The following is a 17,192-nucleotide window of genomic DNA, read 5'->3' on the forward strand; positions in this document are numbered from 1 at the left end:
ACGCTCGGGCCTGGCTCATCCGGCGTCGACCTGCGCCGGGGGCGGAGCCTTCACCACGACCCGCGCGCCCCAGCGGGCGTAGTACGTGTCGGTCTGCCCGCCGCCGCCGATGACACGTTTGTCACGGTCGGGCTTCCTCGCCCACTGCGTGGTCAGCCGTACGATCCGGCCATGGCCGTCCACCCACAGGCTCCAGCCGATCTTCACCGGGCTCGACTTGCCGAACTCCTCGCGGCACGCGGCCGCCACCGCGCACAGGGCCTTCGCCGTGACGATGCCGCTGTAGCGCGTGGCCGCGACGCCCTTGACCTTCTGACGCATGGCCTGGCCGCTCCGAGTCGCGTAGACCACACGCAGCGCCGCGGGGTCGAAGACGTCGATCGACTGGCCGGACGCCTGGTACGGCCGCATGGCGAGGTCCGGGCTGTACGCCCAGCTCTTGCCCGCTGGCAGGGCGTCCGACCACAACCCGCCCCGGGCGTAGGTCTTGCCGCCGGCGATGAGGAACCTGAACGTCTTCCCGGACTTGGTCACCCGTTTGATGGACGCGCCGGTGAGCCTTCCCTTGCCGAAAGCCACAACTCCGGAGGTCCGGAAGATCGTCGGGTCCGATCTGTCGTCCCCGATCCACGACTTCTCGGTCTCCGTGAACGTCACCCCGCGCCCCTGGACCAGTGCCTTGCCCAGGACGGCCGAGGGATCGGGTGTTCCCGCGCTCGCCCGTACGGGAGAGACGAGGACCGCGATTCCCGCGACACCTACGGCCAGGCAGATGCGGGTCGACGACACTGAAGGGCTCCTTTCACGCAATGGCGAGAAATCTTGGTCGTCACCGCGTGACGACGCAAGCCCTTTCCCGGCGCTCGAGCGAACGCTGGAACCCGGCCTCCGTGCCGTGTGACCGATCTGTGGACGTCCGGCGTCAGGGGACGGGGCGGGTCCTACTGCGCGGTGTCTTACTGCGCGGGGTCCTACTGCGCGGTGTCTTACTGGGCAGCGGCGTCGAGTTCGCGGGGACGCTCGTCATCGGCGGCCCTCTGATACTCGAAGGCCGCGAGGATCGTGGCGAGGATCTCGCGGAACTGCCGCACCTGGCCGGGAGTGAGGGGGTCGAACAAGACCCGGCGGACCTCCTCGACGTGACCCGGCGCCGCCTCCACGAGAGCGGCGAAGCCCTCGTCGGTGAGCTCGGCGACGGTGGTGCGCCGGTCCTCCGGCCGCTTGAGCCGCCGCACCCAGCCCTTCTCCTCCAGCCGGGAGACCGCGTGGGACAGGCGGGAGACCGAGAACTGGAGGATGGCGGACAGCTCCGTCATGGTCATGGTCCGCCCGGGTGACTCGGAGAGGACCACCAGGATCATGTAGTAGGCGTGCGGCATGCCCGAGTCGCGCTGCAGCTGCCGTTCGAGAGCCTCCTGGAGGAGATGGCTCGTCCGCAGGTAGGCGCGCCAGGTGCGCTGCTCCTCCTCGTCGAGCCAGCGGGTGCCGGACATGGCGCCAAGACTACCGGTCGATGGGCCCGCTGATCCGTGGGCGAAAGACTCTGGTTCAGCCGCCGCCGCGGGGAAAGTGTCAGGGGCATGGACGCATACGGGAACATCGACGCCTACTGGCGGGCCGCGAACTATCTGTCCGTCGGCCAGATCTACCTGATGAACAACCCGCTGCTGACCGAGCCGCTCAGCCCCGAGCACGTCAAGCCGCGGCTGCTCGGCCACTGGGGGACGACGCCCGGGCTCAACTTCTGCTTCGCCCACCTCAACCGGATCATCCGGGAGCGCGGCCAGGACATGATCTACATCGCCGGCCCGGGGCACGGCGGCCCGGCGGCGGTGGCCCACGCGTGGCTCGAAGGCACCTACACCGAGCGCTACCCCCACATCACGCAGGACGCCGAGGGCATGCGGAGGCTCTTCCGCCAGTTCTCCTTCCCCGGTGGCATCCCCAGCCACGTCGCCCCCGAGACTCCGGGCTCCATCCACGAGGGCGGCGAGCTCGGCTACGCCCTCTCCCACGCGTACGGCGCGGCCTTCGACAACCCCGGCCTGGTGGTGGCCTGCGTCGTCGGCGACGGCGAGGCCGAGACCGGGCCGCTCGCCACCGGCTGGCATTCCAACAAGTTCCTCAACCGGGACACCGACGGCGTGGTCCTGCCGATCCTGCACCTGAACGGTTACAAGATCGCCAATCCCACGGTGCTGGCCAGGATTCCGGAGGACGAGCTGCTCAAGCTCTTCGAGGGGTACGGCTATCGCCCGCACATCGTCTCCGGTCACGAGCCGGGGGAGATGCACGAGCTCATGGCCTCGACCCTCGACACGGTCTTCGACCAGATGACCGACGGCGGCCCGTTGCCGATGATCATCCTGCGTACGCCGAAGGGCTGGACCGGGCCGCGCGAGGTCGACGGGCTCCCCGTCGAGGGCACCTGGCGCGCCCACCAGGTGCCGCTGACCGACGTGCGAAACCGGCCCGACCGGCTGGAGGCCCTGGAGGAGTGGATGCGCTCCTACCGGCCGGAGGAGCTGTTCGACGCCGACGGGCGGCCGGTCGAGACGATCTCGCGGACCGTCCCGGACGGGCCGCTGCGCATGAGCGCCAGCCCGCACGCCAACGGCGGGGAGCTGCTGCGCCCGCTCGTGCTGCCCGACTTCCGCGACTACGCGGTCGAGGTGAAGGCCCCGGCCTCGGCCTCCAGCGAGCCGACCCGCGTCCTCGGGGCGTTCCTGCGCGACGTCATCGCCGCCAACCCCGCGAACTTCCGGCTGCTCGGCCCGGACGAGACCGCCTCCAACCGCCTGTCGGCCGTCTTCGAGGCGACCGGCAAGGAGTGGGAGGCCGAGCTGCTGCCGACCGACGAGAACCTCGGCCCCCGGGGCAGGGTCATGGAGGTGCTCAGCGAGCACCAGTGCCAGGGCTGGCTGGAGGGCTACCTGCTGACCGGCCGCCACGGGCTGTTCAACTGCTACGAGGCGTTCATCCACATCGTGGACGCCATGTTCAACCAGCACGCCAAATGGCTGGAGTCCTCCCGCAAGATCCCCTGGCGGCGGCCGGTCGCCTCGCTGAACTACCTGCTGTCCTCCCACGTGTGGCGCCAGGACCACAACGGCTTCAGCCACCAGGATCCCGGCTTCCTCGACGTCGTCGTCAACAAGAAGGCCGAGGTCGTGCGCGTCTACCTGCCGCCGGACGCCAACACCCTGCTGTCGGTCGCCGACCACTGCCTGCGCTCGCGCGACTACGTCAACGTCGTCGTGGCGGGCAAGCAGCCCGTGCTCGACCTGATGAGCATGGACGAGGCGATCGTCCACTGCACCCGGGGGCTTGGCATCCTCGACTGGGCCTCCACCGACCAGGGCGCCGAGCCCGACGTGGTGCTCGCCTGCGCCGGGGACGTGCCCACGCTGGAGACACTCGCCGCCGCCGCGCTGCTCCGCGAGCACCTGCCCGAGCTGCGGGTGCGCGTGATCAACATCGTCGACCTCATGCGGCTGCAACCGGCCTCCGAGCACCCGCACGGCCTGCGCGACGCCGAGTTCGACGCGTTGTTCACCACGGACAAGCCGATCATCTTCAACTTCCACGGCTACCCGTGGCTGATCCACCGCCTCACCTACCGGCGCAACGGGCACGAGAACCTGCACGTGCGCGGCTACAAGGAGGAGGGCACCACGACCACGCCGTTCGACATGGCGATGCTGAACGACATCGACCGCTTCCACCTGGTGATGGACGTGATCGACCGGGTGCCCGGCCTGGGCAGCAGGGTGGCCCACCTACGCCAGCGAATGGCCGACGCCCGGCTGCGCGCCCGCGCCTACACCCGGGAGTACGGCGAGGACCCCGCCGAGATCCGCGACTGGACGTGGCCCTGCTGACCCGCCCGGCCGCGACAAACCGCACGATCACGCGCGGAGGGGGCGGGGGTGGGTGGATGCACACCACCATGGGGTGGCGGCACCGGTAGCATCGGATGCGACCGGCGCCGCCGCCTCGCGTGCGCGCGGCCGCCGAGATCCATGCATCGAACCTGTCCTAAGGAGCCACCGTGTCCGCCGCCCTTGAGATACGCATCACCCTCGCCGGAGCCGAGCGCGTGGTGGCGGCGGGTACGACGGCCGGGGAGGCGCTCGGCGCCGACGGCAGATCGGTGATCGCCGCCAGGATCAACGGCGAGCTGCGTGACCTGGCGGCCGAGGTCGCCGACGGCGACGTGGTCGAGCCGGTCGCGATCGACAGCTCCGACGGCCGGGCCATCCTGCGCCACTCCACCGCGCACGTCATGGCCCAGGCCGTCCAGGAGATCTTCCCCGAGGCCAGGCTCGGCATCGGCCCGCCGGTCGAGAACGGCTTCTACTACGACTTCGACGTCCGCGAGCCGTTCACCCCCGACGACCTCAAGCGCATCGAGAAGCGCATGCGCGAGATCGTCAAGCAGGGGCAGACCTTCCGGCGCCGTCCGGTCGGCGACGACGAGGCCCGCGAGGAGCTCGCGGCCGAGCCGTACAAGCTGGAGCTCATCGGGCTCAAGGGCGGCGCCGCCGACGCGGCCGACGGCGCGAACGTCGAGGTCGGCGGCGGCCAGCTCACCATCTATGACAACCTCGACCCCAAGTCGGGCGAGCTGTGCTGGAAGGACCTGTGCCGCGGGCCCCACCTGCCGAGCACCCGGGTCATCCCGGCCTTCAAGCTCATGCGGTCGGGCGGCGCCTACTGGCGGGGCAGCGAGAAGAACCCGCAGCTCCAGCGCATCTACGGCACCGCCTGGGAGTCGCGCGAGAAGCAGGACGAGTACCTCAAGTTCCTGGAGGAGGCCGAGAAGCGCGATCACCGCAAGCTCGGCGCCGAGCTCGACCTGTTCTCGTTCCCCGACGAGCTCGGCTCGGGTCTGCCGGTGTTCCACCCCAAGGGCGGCATCATCCGCCGGGTGATGGAGGACTACTCGCGCCGCCGGCACGAGGAGGCGGGCTACTCCTTCGTCAACACCCCGCACATCACCAAGGAGAATCTGTACAAGATCTCGGGCCACCTCGACTGGTACGCCGACGGCATGTTCCCTCCCATGGAGCTGGAGGGCGCGCGCTACTACCTCAAGCCGATGAACTGCCCGATGCACAACCTGATCTTCAGGTCGCGCGGGCGGTCCTACCGCGAGCTGCCGCTGCGGCTGTTCGAGTTCGGCACCGTGTACCGGTATGAGAAGTCGGGCGTGGTGCACGGCCTCACCCGCGTACGCGGGCTGACCCAGGACGACGCGCACATCTACTGCACCCAGGAGCAGATGCGCGACGAGCTGAAGTCGTTGCTGCGGTTCGTGCTCGACCTGCTGCGCGACTACGGCCTCGACGACTTCTACCTGGAGCTGTCCACCAAGGACCCGGTGAAGTACGTCGGCAGCGACGAGGTGTGGGAGGAGGCTACCGAGACGCTGCGCGAGGTGGCCGAGTCCGAGAACCTGGAGCTGGTGCTCGACCCGGGCGGCGCGGCCTTCTACGGCCCGAAGATCTCCGTGCAGGCGCGGGACGCCATCGGCCGCACCTGGCAGATGTCGACCATCCAGCTCGACTTCAACCTGCCCGAGCTGTTCGAGCTGGAATACCAGGCCGCGGACGGCACCAGGAAGCGGCCCGTCAAGATCCACCGGGCGCTGTTCGGGTCGATCGAGCGGTTCTTCGGCGTGCTGGTCGAGCACTACGCGGGCGCCTTCCCTCCGTGGCTCGCCCCCGTGCAGGTCGTCGGCATCCCGATCGCGGACGCCCACGTGCCCTACCTGCAGGACGTCGCCAAGCGGCTGCGCGAGCACGGCGTCCGGGTCGAGGTCGACGAGAGCGACGACCGCATGCAGAAGAAGATCCGCAACGCACAGAAGGCCAAGGTGCCGTACATGCTTCTGGCGGGCGACGACGACGTGGCCGCCGGGGCGGTCTCCTTCCGCTACCGCAACGGTGAGCAGAAGAACGGCGTCCCGATCGACGAGGCGATCAACGAGATCGTCGACGCGGTCCGCCGCCGCATCCAGGTCTGACGGCCCACCACGACGAACGCGGGCGCCCCACCCGGGGCGCCCGCGTTCTCGCATTTCCCGGCGACCGGGCGCCCGGGGCGATCAGGGGTCCTCCGGGGCCGGCCGTGCCGGGTCAGGAGGCCCGGGTGTCCGAGGCGGGGGAGCCCTGACCGGGGAGGCGGACGTCGTCGACGGTCACGTTGACCTCGATCACGTGCATGCCGAGCATCCGGCTCACCGACCGGGCGACGTTGACCTTGACCTCGGTGGCGACGTCCATGACCACATGGCCGTACACGATGACGATGGTGACGTCGACCGAGACCTGCTGATCCTGGATCCTGGCCTGCACGCCCTGGGTCGCCCGCTTGGTCCCGACGCCGATGCGGTCGCGTACGGACTCGAAGGCGCGCTCGAGGTCGCCGCCCAGATCGGCGACGCCGGGGATCTCCAGGGCGGCGAGCGCGGCGACCTTCTCCACCACCTCGTCGGCGACCTTGATCCGGCCCCTGAGAACATTCGCCGTCGGCGCCTCGGGCGTGGGCGTCTCCACGGCGCCGGCCGACGTGGGGGGTTCCGGCCGCACCCGGTCGGCCGCCTCCACGCCCGCGGGATCGCCGGGGATCTCCTCGGCGTACGCGTCGGCCTGCTTTTCCACCCGCTCCTCGACGACGGCGGCCTCGCTCATATGACGGCTCCTCAACGGTGGGGCGGCGTCCGGCAGGTGCATTCTGCCCGATGACCGGGCAGGCCGTCCGGCGTCCGCGCATATCGGCACGGGCGACGGACGCCGTCCCGGGCGCGGCGGCCCGGGGCCGCCGCCGTGGCAGGGCGACGGTGGGCGTGGCGCCGGTCATGAGCGTGGGGCCGGTCATGAGCGTGGCGCCGGTCGTGGCATGGCGCAACCCGGCGGGCCGGGAGAGATCCGCGGGGTCATATGCTGCTGGACAGTACCGGTGCCGCGCCGTCGCGCGGGCGGCGGCGGTGGCCTGGCGCAGGGGACGGACCGGAGGGAAGCACGACCGTGGATTCAGAGCCGATCGAGCAGGCCGGCGCCGGGGTTCCCGACAGCTTCCAGCGCCTGTGGACCCCGCACCGCATGGCCTACATCAAGGGCGAGAACAAGCCCAGCGGGTCCGGCGCGGACGACGGCTGCCCGTTCTGCGAGATCCCCAAGCTGGCCGACGAGGACGGGCTGATCGTGGCCCGGGGATCGGCCGTGTTCGCCGTGCTGAACCTCTACCCGTACAACTCCGGGCACCTCATGGTCTGCCCCTACCGGCACGTGTCCGACTACGCCGACCTGGACGGGCCCGAGACGGCCGAGCTGGCCGAGTTCACCAAACGCGCGACGCAGGCGCTGCGCAAGGCGAGCGGGGCGCAGGGCTTCAACGTCGGCATGAACCTCGGCGGTGTGGCGGGCGCGGGCATCGCCGCCCACCTCCACCAGCACGTCGTGCCCCGGTGGGGTGGCGACACCAACTTCATGCCGGTCGTCGGGCGCACCAGGGTCCTGCCGCAGCTGCTGCGCGACACCCGCGACCTGCTCGCCGGCGCCTGGCCCGCCGGCTCCTGAGCCGGCCGGACACGCGGAGCAGGCCGTACGAGACCCGGCGGCTCCTGAGCCGCCCGGACGACACGGAGCAGGCCGTAGCAGACTCCCCCGGCCGGGATGACCGCCCTGCGCCGGTCAGGCCGCCGGGCTCGGACGCGGGCCCGGCGCTCCGGAGGCCGGAACGGGCTCGCCGTGCTGCAGGGCGCGGATGCCCGCGCTGAGGACGAGCGGCACGGCCAGGGCCAGGGCCATGGACAGCACCGCGGCCCCCGAGTCGTTGACGAGCATGCCGACCAGGCCGCTCACGAGCGCGCCGAGCAGGCCCGCCCTGAGCATGGGCGCCCGTTCGAACGCGAGCGGCAGGACGCCGGCGCTCGCCGCCCCCGGCCGCAGCAGCGCGAAGACGAGGAACGCGAACGCGGCGATCACCACGGGCATCAGGGTGGGGCTGAGCAGCGTGGACAGCATCGCCCCGAGCTTGCGGGAGATCACCGGCAAGAACGTGCCGTCGGCCACCTGCCCCACGAAGCGGCCGAGATGGGTCTGGCTGGCCGGGGGACGCAGGTAGTCGAGGTAGGCGATCGCCATCACCAGCACGCCGCCCGCGGCGCAGAACGCGCCCAGCTTGACGATCGACACGCGCCTGCCCGCCACGATCAGCGCGGTGACCGCGATGCCCGGCACGAAGGCGATGACGCCGCCGAAGTCGCTGCCCACGCCCGGCCAGCCGTCGAGCAGCATCGCGAAGGCGCCGAGCGCGGCGACCAGAGCCACCGCGACGGCCTTGCGGCCCGCTGCGACCAGCCGGTCGGCGGCGGCCGTCGTGACGAGCAGCACGGCCGTGGCGAGCAGTGCGAAGGGGATGTTCCCCAGGCCGTAGTAGCGGGCGCCGACCACGCCGGTGTAGCCCATCAGGCTGTTGAGCTGCAGGGGCGTGCCGGTCAGCAGGTCGCCGAGCAGCACGGCCGCGGTCACCGCCGCGATCACGGTCAACGGCCCCAGCATGCCGCGCCGCCACGGCCCCGCGAGGGCCGCCACGGTGAGCGCCGCCGCGATCGCGGCGATCGAGGCGAAGAGCGTGAGCGCGGGCCGCTCCGTACGGGCCCACGGCGTGAGGTTGACGAGGTAGGTCGAGACGGGGATCGAGGCGAGCGCCACGGCGGCGACCCGCACGGCGGGCAGCCGGTCGCGGCGGCGCAGCAGCACGAACGCGGTGACGTAGAAGAGCACCTGGAGCGCGGCGAGCGTGATGAAGAAGACGCCGGTCATGTCGCGGACGGTCTGCCCGGCCACGTCGGCGGTGCGCAGGGCTCCGACGCGCTCGTCCGGGCCGCCGCCGGTCGCGTGGGCCTCGACCGGCACGCCGACGACGGCAGGGGGAGCGGCCACCCCGGTCCTCGCGAGGATCGTGGCGGTGAGATCCGGAAGGATGATCATGTCGTCCCGGTGCGTGGACCGGGCGCCGAGCGTGCCCGCCGCTCCGCCGCCGTGGAGCATCGCCGCCCTGAGATGGGGGACCGACCCGTGGTCGGAGAGCCCGGCGACCAGCACCGTCGCCGGACCGAGGCGGGGCAGGAACGACCCGAGCTTCGCGTCGGCCGCCCGCGCGGCGGCCCGGCGCGCGCCGGGGGACAGCTGCTCGGGCACGTCGCTCAGACGATCCGCGGAGATGTAGGGCGCGATGAGGTCGGGGATCTCCACGGCGACCACGTCACCGCGCGACCACTGCGCGACCTCGCCGGGGGAGGGGGCGTAGACGTCGACGCGGCCCTCGCGGTCGGCCAGCGCGAGGGCGGCCCCCGGGCCGACGGCCATCGTCGTCCGCCCGGCCGCGTGCAGGGCCTGGCCGAGCGTGCCCGCGTCGCGCTGCTCCCTGATCTCCCACAGCCAGGAGAACTCGGGGATCACCGCTCCCTCGCCGTCCGCCTCGGGCGTGGGCGCCATGCCGCACCCTCCGCCCACCGCCGACCGCACCCCGGCCGAGACCGTGAGCCAGGCGTCGTACGGGCAGGTGTCCTTGCGCACGGCCCGCACCGACAGGGAGCCGAGGGCCGAGTCGCCGGCGAGCCGCCAGAGGTTCGGCGTGTCGCCGGGGGTGACGTCGCTCCACATCAGCCCCGGGATCCCGACCAGCACGACCCGTTCCCCGGCCGCGGTCCTGCCCTGGCCGGGCCCGGCCTCGAACGCGGCGGACGCGGCCGCCGGGAACGCGGGAGCCGCGACCGACACGCCGAACACGACGGCGACGAGCGCGCGCTTCACCCACGAGCCACTCACCGGCGACCCCCAAATCCGCACATGATCTTGGGAAAACTCGCGACCACGCTACCGGATTCGTCCGCGATGATCCGGCCTTTGGCCCGATCACCGCTTGTCGCGCCGGCTCATCCCCGTCCGGCGCGAGCGGGAGCGCTCATCGAGCCCTCATCGAGCCCTGACCCGAGCCCTCACCGTGCCCGGCCGCACGCGACTCCCGGGCTCAGGCCGCCCGGCTGGCCGGGCTCTCGTTGCCGAGGCGGTCGACGGTGGTGACGTAGTAGGTCCCGGAGCCTTCGGCGGCGTACGACGGAGCGGCGGAGGCCGGCACGACCGCCACCAGGTTGCGCGCGTCCGCCGTGGCGCAGGAGGCGTCCTTGCCCGTCACCCGATAGATCGCGTACGTCTGCGCCCCCGGCTCGGCCCGCCAGGTCAGCGTCCCGCCGGAGGCTTTCACCCCGCGCGGGGCGACGGGCGGCGTGGCGCCGGCCCTGAGCACCGGCGGCAGCGCCGGATGGGAGTAGTGGTTCTTCACGATCCGGTCGAGCACGCCGAGCGGGTTCTTCACCAGTTGCGCCGCGCTGAAGTAGACGTCGCCCGAGATCTCGGGATACTTGCGGTTCAGCGTGAGGTGGGCGGGCAGCTCGCCCGCCTTGGTCCAGGCCGGGGTGTCGGCGGCGCCCACCCGGTAGAGCGCCTGCCCGATGTAGAGGTCGACCTCGGTGCCCTTCACCGCGCCGGCCCACCACTTGGCGAGCACGGAGTAGTCGGCCGCGGCGAATCCCCGGGGCCAGTAGAGCTGCGGCATCACGTAGTCCACCGAGCCCGCCTTGATCCACGCCTTGGCGTCCGCGTAGATCGAGTCGTACGCCGACATGCCCTTGGTGGCCGAGCCCGCCGGGTCCTCGGACTTGTTGCGCCAGATGCCGAACGGGCTGATCCCGAAGACGGTGTGCGGCTTGGCCGCGTGAACCGCCTGCGAGACCTGGGAGACCAGCCGGTTCACGTTGCGCCGCCGCCAGTCGGCCAGCGTCAGGCCCTTGCCGTACTTCTTGTACGCGGCCTGGTCGGCGAACCGCGTGCCCTGGCCGGGGTAGGGGTAGAAGTAGTCGTCGAAGTGGACGCCGTCGACGTCGTAGCGCTTGACGACGTCCGTCACGACCGTGGTCACCCAGTCGCGCACCTGCGGCAGGCCGGGGTTGTAGTACAGCTTGCCCTCGTGCTTGACGGTCCAGTCGGGATGCAGCAGCGCCGGGTGCCCCTCGGGCAGCGTCGAGGAGGCGGAGTCGGCCGCCCGGTAGGGGTTGAACCAGGCGTGGAACTGAAGGCCGCGCTTGTGGGCCTCGCTCACCAGGAACGGCAGCGGGTCCCAGCCCGGGTCCTTGCCCGCGGTGCCGGTGAGCCATTGGGACCACGGCTCGAGCGACGATCGGTAGATCGCGTCCGAGGCGGGCCGCACCTGGAAGAACACCGCGTTGAGGCGCCGCTTGACCGCGCTGTCGAGAATGCGCACGTACTCGGCCTTCTGCCGGTCGGGCGGCAGCCCCGGCTTCGACGGCCAGTCGACGTTGTGCACGGTGGCGATCCAGACGCCGCGAAGCTGACGCTTGGGGTATTCCACGCTGGTGACGCACTTTTCCGCGGCCGTGACCGTCTCCGCCCTGACCTGCTGCCGCTCCGCCTTCGGCGCCGCGGTGCGGCCGACCTTCTCGGCCTGGGCGTCGGGGCCGAACGTGTACGCGGCTCCGGCGGCTACGGCGGCGATGACGGTGGTCGCGATCAACGGGCGGATGACCTGTCCCCGCTCGGTCACGTGGCTACCCCTTTGATTTGCCAGTAAGTCCGGCCATAAGTCTTACACCGGCAAAAGAGCGGTTTAGCCAGAAAAACGAAATGAACTTGTGATGCGGAAGTGGCGCCGGACACGCATTCGGGCTCCCCGTGCCCGAGGGGCGCGAAACCCGCCCTCGGCGGCGGGTCCGGTGAGTGGGCCGGTGAGCTGCGGGGACCGGTCGTCCGGCGCGGGCCCCGCCGTCGCGCCCGGCGCCTGGCGGGCGCCGGGAAGGGAGACGGGCGAGGGGGACGGTTTTGCAGCGCCCCGGTGACATGCCATGCCGTGATCTCGGAGATCGGCGTACGACGGTTCACCACGGGACGGCAGGTGATCGACCCGGCCCCGGCGGCCGGGAGGCGGGCCGCCGGGTCCCCGATCGCGGACTACTGCTCGCCCGCCGCGGCCACCTTGCCGGCCAGGTGCGCGGGCAGCGGCTCGTACCGCAGGAAGGAACGGGTGAACGTGCCCGCCCCGTGGGACAGCGACCGCAGGTCGATCGCGTACCGCGTGATCTCCAGCTGCGGCACCTCGGCGCGCACCAGCGTCCGGCCGGTGCCGACCGGCTCGGTGCCGAGCACCCTGCCACGGCGGGAGGACAGGTCGGACATCACGGCTCCGACGTACTCGTCCGACACGAGCACGGCCACCTCGTCCACCGGTTCGAGCAGATGCGTCGCCACCTTGGACGCGGCGTCCTTGAGCGCGAGCTGCCCGGCGATCTGGAAGGCCATGTCGGAGGAGTCGACCGAGTGGGCCTTGCCGTCGTGCAGCGTGACGCGGACGTCGACCATCGGATAGCCGGCGACGACGCCGCGTTCCATCTGCGCCCGCACGCCCTTCTCCACGGACGGGATGAACTGCCGCGGCACCACCCCGCCGACGATCTTGTCCACGAACTCGAACCCGCCGCCCGACGGCAGCGGCTCGACCTCGATGTGGCAGATCGCGTACTGCCCGTGGCCGCCGGTCTGCTTGACGTTGCGCCCCATGCCCTGCGCCTTGCCGGCGAACGTCTCCCGCAGCGGCACGCGCAGGTCGATCTTCTCGACCTCGACCCCGTGCCGCTTGGCCAGCCGGTCGAGCAGGACGTCGGCGTGCGCCTCGCCCATGCACCACAGCACGAGCTGGCGGGTCTCGGCGTTGTTCTCCAGCCGCAGTGTCGGGTCCTCCGCGACCAGGCGGCCCAGGGCCTGGCTGAGCTTGTCCTCGTCGGCCTTCGACTTCGCGCTGATGGCGACCGGCAGCAGCGGCTCGGGCATGGTCCACGCCTCGACCAGCAGCGGGTCGTCCTTGTCGGACAGCGTGTCGCCCGTCTCGGTCCGGGACAGTTTGGCGACCGCGCAGACGTCCCCGGCGACGCACTTGCCCACGGTCCGCTGCGATTTGCCGAGCGGCGACGACAGCGCGCCCACCCGCTCGTCGACGTCGTGGTCCTCGTGGCCCCGTTCCGCCAGGCCGTGGCCGGAGACGTGCACCGTCATGTCCGGCCGCAGCGTGCCCGAGAAGACCCGGACCAGGCTGATCCGGCCGACGTACGGGTCGCTGGTGGTCTTCACGACCTCGGCCACGAGCGGGCCGTCCGGATCGGCGGTGATCTCCCTGCACGGCTTGCCGTCGATCGAGGTGATCTTCGGCAGCGGGTGCTCCAGGGGCGACGGGAAGCCCTGCGTGACGATCTCCAGCAGCTCCAGCATGCCGACGCCGGGCGCGGTGGCGAGGACCGGATAGAAACCGGCCCGGGCGACCGCCTTCTCCAGGTCGTCGATCAGCACCTTGGTGTCGATCGTCTCGCCGGAGAGGTAACGGTCCATCAGGGACTCGTCCTCGCTCTCCTGGATGATCCCCTCGATGAGGTCGCCGCGGTACTGCTCGATGAGCGCGAGCTGGTCGGCGTCCGGCTCCCGCTCGGTGCGGCGGCCGCCGCCGTAGTCGAACAGCCGCTGCGACAGCAGGCCGAGCAGCCCGGTGCCGTTCACCGGCAGGTAGAGCGGCGCGACGCCGTCGCCGAACGCGTCCTGACAGGTGGTGAGGACCTCGTCGAAGTTGGCCCGCTGGTGGTCGATCTTGGTGATGACCACGGCGCGGGGCATCCCGACGAGCGCGCACTCCTCCCACAGCATGCGGGTGAGCCCGTCCACGCCCTCGGCCGCCGAGACGACGAACAGCGCCGCGTCGGCCGCACGCAGCCCGGCCCGCAGGTCGCCGACGAAGTCCGCGTACCCCGGGGTGTCCAGAAAATTGATCTTGATGCCGTTGTGGACGACGGGAGCGACCGACAGGTTGACCGAGCGCTGCTGGCGCACCTCCACCTCGTCGAAGTCGCTGACCGTGGTGCCGTCCTCGACCCGGCCGGGACGCTGGACGGTGCCCGTCTCCGCGAGCAGCGCCTCGACCAGCGTGGTCTTCCCGGCTCCGGAATGGCCGACCAGCACGACATTGCGCACCATGTCCGGCCGATCGGCCGCGGGTGCCCTGCCCGCGGCCCCTGTTGTCGCGCCGGTTGATCTTTCGGCCACATCGCCTCCCGAATCTCGGAGCGGTCGGGATGGGCGCATGGGACGCACCCCGCGCCGGCCGCTCGTGCCGTCGCTGTCCCGCGCCCGGGGGCCCGCCCTCTCCGGAAACCGCACGAGAAGACGGGTTCACCTCCGCGTCATCTCGGCGCGGCCCTGCGGGCGCGTGCTCTTCACCCTTTACCCATGTGGCGCATATCACAAGACTTTTCGGCGAATGTGCTTGCGAGGTGCGGTGGCGCTGGATGGCCTACGATCGGACGGCGATGTTGAACATCCTGCGCCCCGCCGTCACCCGAGTCATGACCCCGCTGGGGCGAGCCCTCGCCCGCCGGGGGATCTCGCCCGACGTGATCACCACGATCGGTACGCTCGGAGTGGTTGCCTCGGCCCTCGCCTTCTACCCTCTCGGGCATCTGTTCGCGGGAACGCTCGTCATCACGTTCTTCGTGCTCGCCGACCTCCTGGACGGCGTGCTGGCCCGGATGACGGGCAAGGGGAGCACGTGGGGCGCGTTCCTGGACTCCACGCTCGACCGCCTCGGCGACGCCTCGATCTTCTCGGGGCTGATCCTCTACTTCGTCCTGAAGGACGAGCCCGAAATCGTCCTCGCGATAGTCGCGCTCTTCTGCCTCGTCGCGGGAGCATTGGTCTCCTACGCCAAGGCCAGGGCCGAGGGCCTCGGCATGACCGCGAACGTCGGCATCGCCGAACGGGGGGAACGTCTCGTGGTCGTGCTCGTCGCGGCCGGCCTGTCCGGTCTCGGCGTGCCGTACATCCTGGCGGCCGGGCTCTGGCTGCTCGCCGCCGCCAGCGCCGTCACGGTGGTCCAGCGGATGGTGCACGTCTACAGACAGGCGGTGGTCAGATGAAGGGCACGGACGGCCCACCCCCCGGGCGGTCCGCGCGGCCCGGGGCGGAGTCTGAGGGGCCACCCTCCGCGCGGTCCCCGAGGCCCGGCGCGGCGCCGCTCGCCGACCGGCTGGTCGCGGCGGCGTACACCGCCGGCTGGGCCGTGGTCCGCCACGTGCCGGAACGCCTGGCCGCCTGGTTCTTCCGGGTCCTCGCCGACCGGCTGTGGCGCAGGCGGGGCAAGTCCGTGCGCCGCCTGGAGACCAACCTGGCCCGCGTCGTCGGCGGCGACCCCGGCGACCAGGCCGTACGCGACCTGAGCCGGGCCGGCATGCGCTCCTACTTCCGATACTGGATGGAGTCGTTCCGCTTCACCGCCTACACCCGCGAGCGCATCCTCGGCGACACCCGGGCCACCGGGGGCGAGCACATCTTCGACAACCTCGCCCGGGGCAGGGGAGTGGTGGTCGCGCTGCCGCACATGGGCAACTACGACTTCGCCGGGGCGTGGCTGGTCTACATGGGCCACCCCTTCACCACGGTCGCCGAGCGGCTCAAGCCGGAGTCGCTGTTCGAGCGTTTCGTGGCCTACCGCGAGCGACTCGGCATGGAGGTGCTGCCGCTGACCGCCAAGGGCGGCGGCAGCGCGATGGCGTTCGGCACGCTCGCCAAGCGGCTGCGCGAGGGCCGGCCCGTCTGCCTGCCCGCCGAGCGCGACCTCACCGCCTCCGGCGTCGAGGTCGAGTTCTTCGGCGCCAGGACGCGCATGGTCGCCGGGCCCGCGCTGCTGGCGATCCAGACCGGTGCCGCGCTGCTGCCGGCCGTGCTGTGGTTCGAGGGGAACGGCTGGGGCATCCGCATCCACGAGGAGATCCCGGTGCCGCCCGAGGGGACCCGGCAGGAGAAGGTCGCGGTGATGACCCAGGCCGTCGCGGACATCTTCGAGAAGGGCATCGCCGAGCACCCGGAGGACTGGCACATGCTCCAGCGCCTGTGGCTCGACGACCTCGAGCCCCGCCCGGAGGCCGGGTCGTGAACGTCGGCATCGTCTGCCCCTACACCTGGGAGGTCCCCGGGGGCGTGCAGGCGCACATCAGGGACCTCGCCGAGGCGCTCATCGAGGACGGGCACAAGGTGTCCGTCATCGCCCCCGCGGGCGACGACGCCGAACTGGAGGCGTACGTGACCCCGGCGGGCCGCGCCGTGCCCGTGCCGTACAACGGGTCGGTCGCCCGCCTGGCGTTCGGGTTCCTGTCGGCGAACCGGGTGCGCAAGTGGATCAGAGAGGGCGGGTTCGACGTGCTGCACGTGCACGAGCCCGCCGTGCCGTCCCTCGGCGTGCTCGCCTGCTGGGTCGCCCGCGGCCCGATCGTGGCGACGTTCCACGCCTCGTACGAGCGGTCGCGGGCCATGTCCGTGGCGGCGCCGATGCTGCAGAGCGCGCTGGAGAAGATCACCGGCAGGATCGCGGTCTCCGACGCCGCGCGAAAGACGCTCGTGGAGCACCTCGGCGGCGACGCGGTGCTGATCCCCAACGGCGTCACGGTGCGCAGGTACGCCGAGGCCGAGCCGCTGCCCGGCTGGGGCCCGGACGGCGGCGTGATCGGCTTCCTCGGGCGGATGGACGAGCCGCGCAAGGGCCTGGCCGTGCTGCTGGAGGCCTTCGCCCTGCTGGCCCCCGAGCGGCCCGCGCTGCGGCTGCTGATCGCCGGGCCTGGCGACCCCGACGACGTGCTCGGGCGGGTGCCCAAGCCCTACCGGGACAGGGTCGGGCTGCTCGGCATGGTCAGCGAGGCCGACAAGGTGCGCGCCTACCACTCCGTCGACGTCTTCTGCGCGCCCAACCTCGGCGGGGAGAGCTTCGGCATCGTGCTCACCGAGGCCATGTCGGCCGGGGCGCCGATCCTCGCCAGCGACATCCCCGCCTTCCGGCGCGTGCTGGGCGAGGGTCAGGCGGGGGCGCTGTTCACCACGGGAGACCCCGCCGCCCTCGCCAGGGAGGCCGCCCGGCTGCTCGACGACCCCGGGCGCCGCGCCGAGCTCTCCGGCGAGGCCCGCCAGGCGGTCTGGAAGTACGACTGGTCCACGGTCGCGCGGGAGGTCGTGCGCGTCTACGAGACCGTCACCCACGCCAGCGCGGGTGTGGTGGAGGACGCGCTGCCATGACGATCCGCA

The 17,192-nt window shown here is 71.7% G+C and carries 12 protein-coding genes; 6 read left to right on the forward strand and 6 right to left on the reverse strand.

Annotated features, from left to right (window positions below; all coding sequences use genetic code 11):
• Window positions 1-15 precede the first annotated feature (15 nt).
• Entirely contained in the window at window positions 16-789 is a 774-nt protein-coding gene (locus tag AB0O28_RS15215; protein WP_363640320.1) for a hypothetical protein, read from the reverse strand.
• Between the two features lie 197 nt (window positions 790-986).
• Entirely contained in the window at window positions 987-1,493 is a 507-nt protein-coding gene (locus AB0O28_RS15220; RefSeq protein ID WP_363640322.1) for a MarR family transcriptional regulator, read from the reverse strand.
• Between the two features lie 87 nt (window positions 1,494-1,580).
• Between AB0O28_RS15220 and AB0O28_RS15225 the strand changes: the two genes are divergently transcribed.
• Both AB0O28_RS15225 and thrS read left to right on the forward strand, forming a co-directional pair.
• On the forward strand, window positions 1,581-3,881 hold the full coding sequence (locus AB0O28_RS15225; protein ID WP_363640324.1) for a phosphoketolase family protein: 2,301 nt from the start codon (window positions 1,581-1,583) through the stop codon (window positions 3,879-3,881).
• A gap of 170 nt (window positions 3,882-4,051) precedes the next feature.
• On the forward strand, window positions 4,052-6,028 hold the full coding sequence (thrS, locus tag AB0O28_RS15230; RefSeq protein ID WP_363640326.1) for a threonine--tRNA ligase: 1,977 nt from the start codon (window positions 4,052-4,054) through the stop codon (window positions 6,026-6,028).
• A 112-nt stretch (window positions 6,029-6,140) separates the two neighbouring features.
• Here the strand turns inward: thrS and AB0O28_RS15235 are convergent, their stop codons facing one another.
• On the reverse strand, window positions 6,141-6,695 hold the full coding sequence (locus AB0O28_RS15235; protein ID WP_363640328.1) for an Asp23/Gls24 family envelope stress response protein: 555 nt from the start codon (window positions 6,693-6,695) through the stop codon (window positions 6,141-6,143).
• A gap of 336 nt (window positions 6,696-7,031) precedes the next feature.
• Between AB0O28_RS15235 and AB0O28_RS15240 the strand changes: the two genes are divergently transcribed.
• Window positions 7,032-7,583 (forward strand): HIT domain-containing protein, encoded by a 552-nt coding sequence (locus AB0O28_RS15240; RefSeq protein ID WP_363640330.1) that lies wholly within the window; start codon window positions 7,032-7,034, stop codon window positions 7,581-7,583.
• 114 nt (window positions 7,584-7,697) lie between these two features.
• Here AB0O28_RS15240 and AB0O28_RS15245 read toward each other — a convergent pair whose 3' ends face one another.
• The 3 genes from AB0O28_RS15245 to AB0O28_RS15255 form a co-directional block, all read right to left on the reverse strand.
• Window positions 7,698-9,839, reverse strand: a complete 2,142-nt coding sequence (locus tag AB0O28_RS15245) for a hypothetical protein (protein ID WP_363640332.1) — start codon at window positions 9,837-9,839, stop codon at window positions 7,698-7,700.
• A gap of 202 nt (window positions 9,840-10,041) precedes the next feature.
• The gene (locus AB0O28_RS15250; RefSeq protein ID WP_363640334.1) at window positions 10,042-11,631 is read right to left on the reverse strand and encodes a family 10 glycosylhydrolase; all 1,590 of its coding nucleotides are present in this window, start codon (window positions 11,629-11,631) and stop codon (window positions 10,042-10,044) included.
• Window positions 11,632-12,035: 404 nt separating this feature from the next.
• A complete protein-coding gene (locus AB0O28_RS15255) occupies window positions 12,036-14,168 on the reverse strand; it encodes an elongation factor G-like protein EF-G2 (protein WP_363640336.1) in 2,133 nt (710 codons plus the stop codon).
• A 263-nt stretch (window positions 14,169-14,431) separates the two neighbouring features.
• Between AB0O28_RS15255 and pgsA the strand changes: the two genes are divergently transcribed.
• From pgsA to AB0O28_RS15270, 3 genes are read left to right on the forward strand one after another with little or no spacing between them, the layout of a single operon-like run.
• Window positions 14,432-15,037, forward strand: coding sequence for a phosphatidylinositol phosphate synthase (gene pgsA, locus AB0O28_RS15260; RefSeq protein WP_363640465.1), 606 nt, complete (start codon window positions 14,432-14,434; stop codon window positions 15,035-15,037).
• Window positions 15,034-16,053, forward strand: a complete 1,020-nt coding sequence (locus AB0O28_RS15265) for a phosphatidylinositol mannoside acyltransferase (RefSeq protein ID WP_363640338.1) — start codon at window positions 15,034-15,036, stop codon at window positions 16,051-16,053. Before pgsA ends, AB0O28_RS15265 begins: the two co-directional genes overlap by 4 nt.
• Window positions 16,050-17,183, forward strand: a complete 1,134-nt coding sequence (locus AB0O28_RS15270; protein WP_363640340.1) for a glycosyltransferase family 4 protein — start codon at window positions 16,050-16,052, stop codon at window positions 17,181-17,183. The genes AB0O28_RS15265 and AB0O28_RS15270 overlap by 4 nt, the downstream gene beginning before the upstream one ends.
• Window positions 17,184-17,192 lie beyond the last annotated feature (9 nt).

It is taken from the genome of Microbispora sp. NPDC088329 (assembly GCF_040685655.1).
Lineage (GTDB): Bacteria > Actinomycetota > Actinomycetes > Streptosporangiales > Streptosporangiaceae > Microbispora.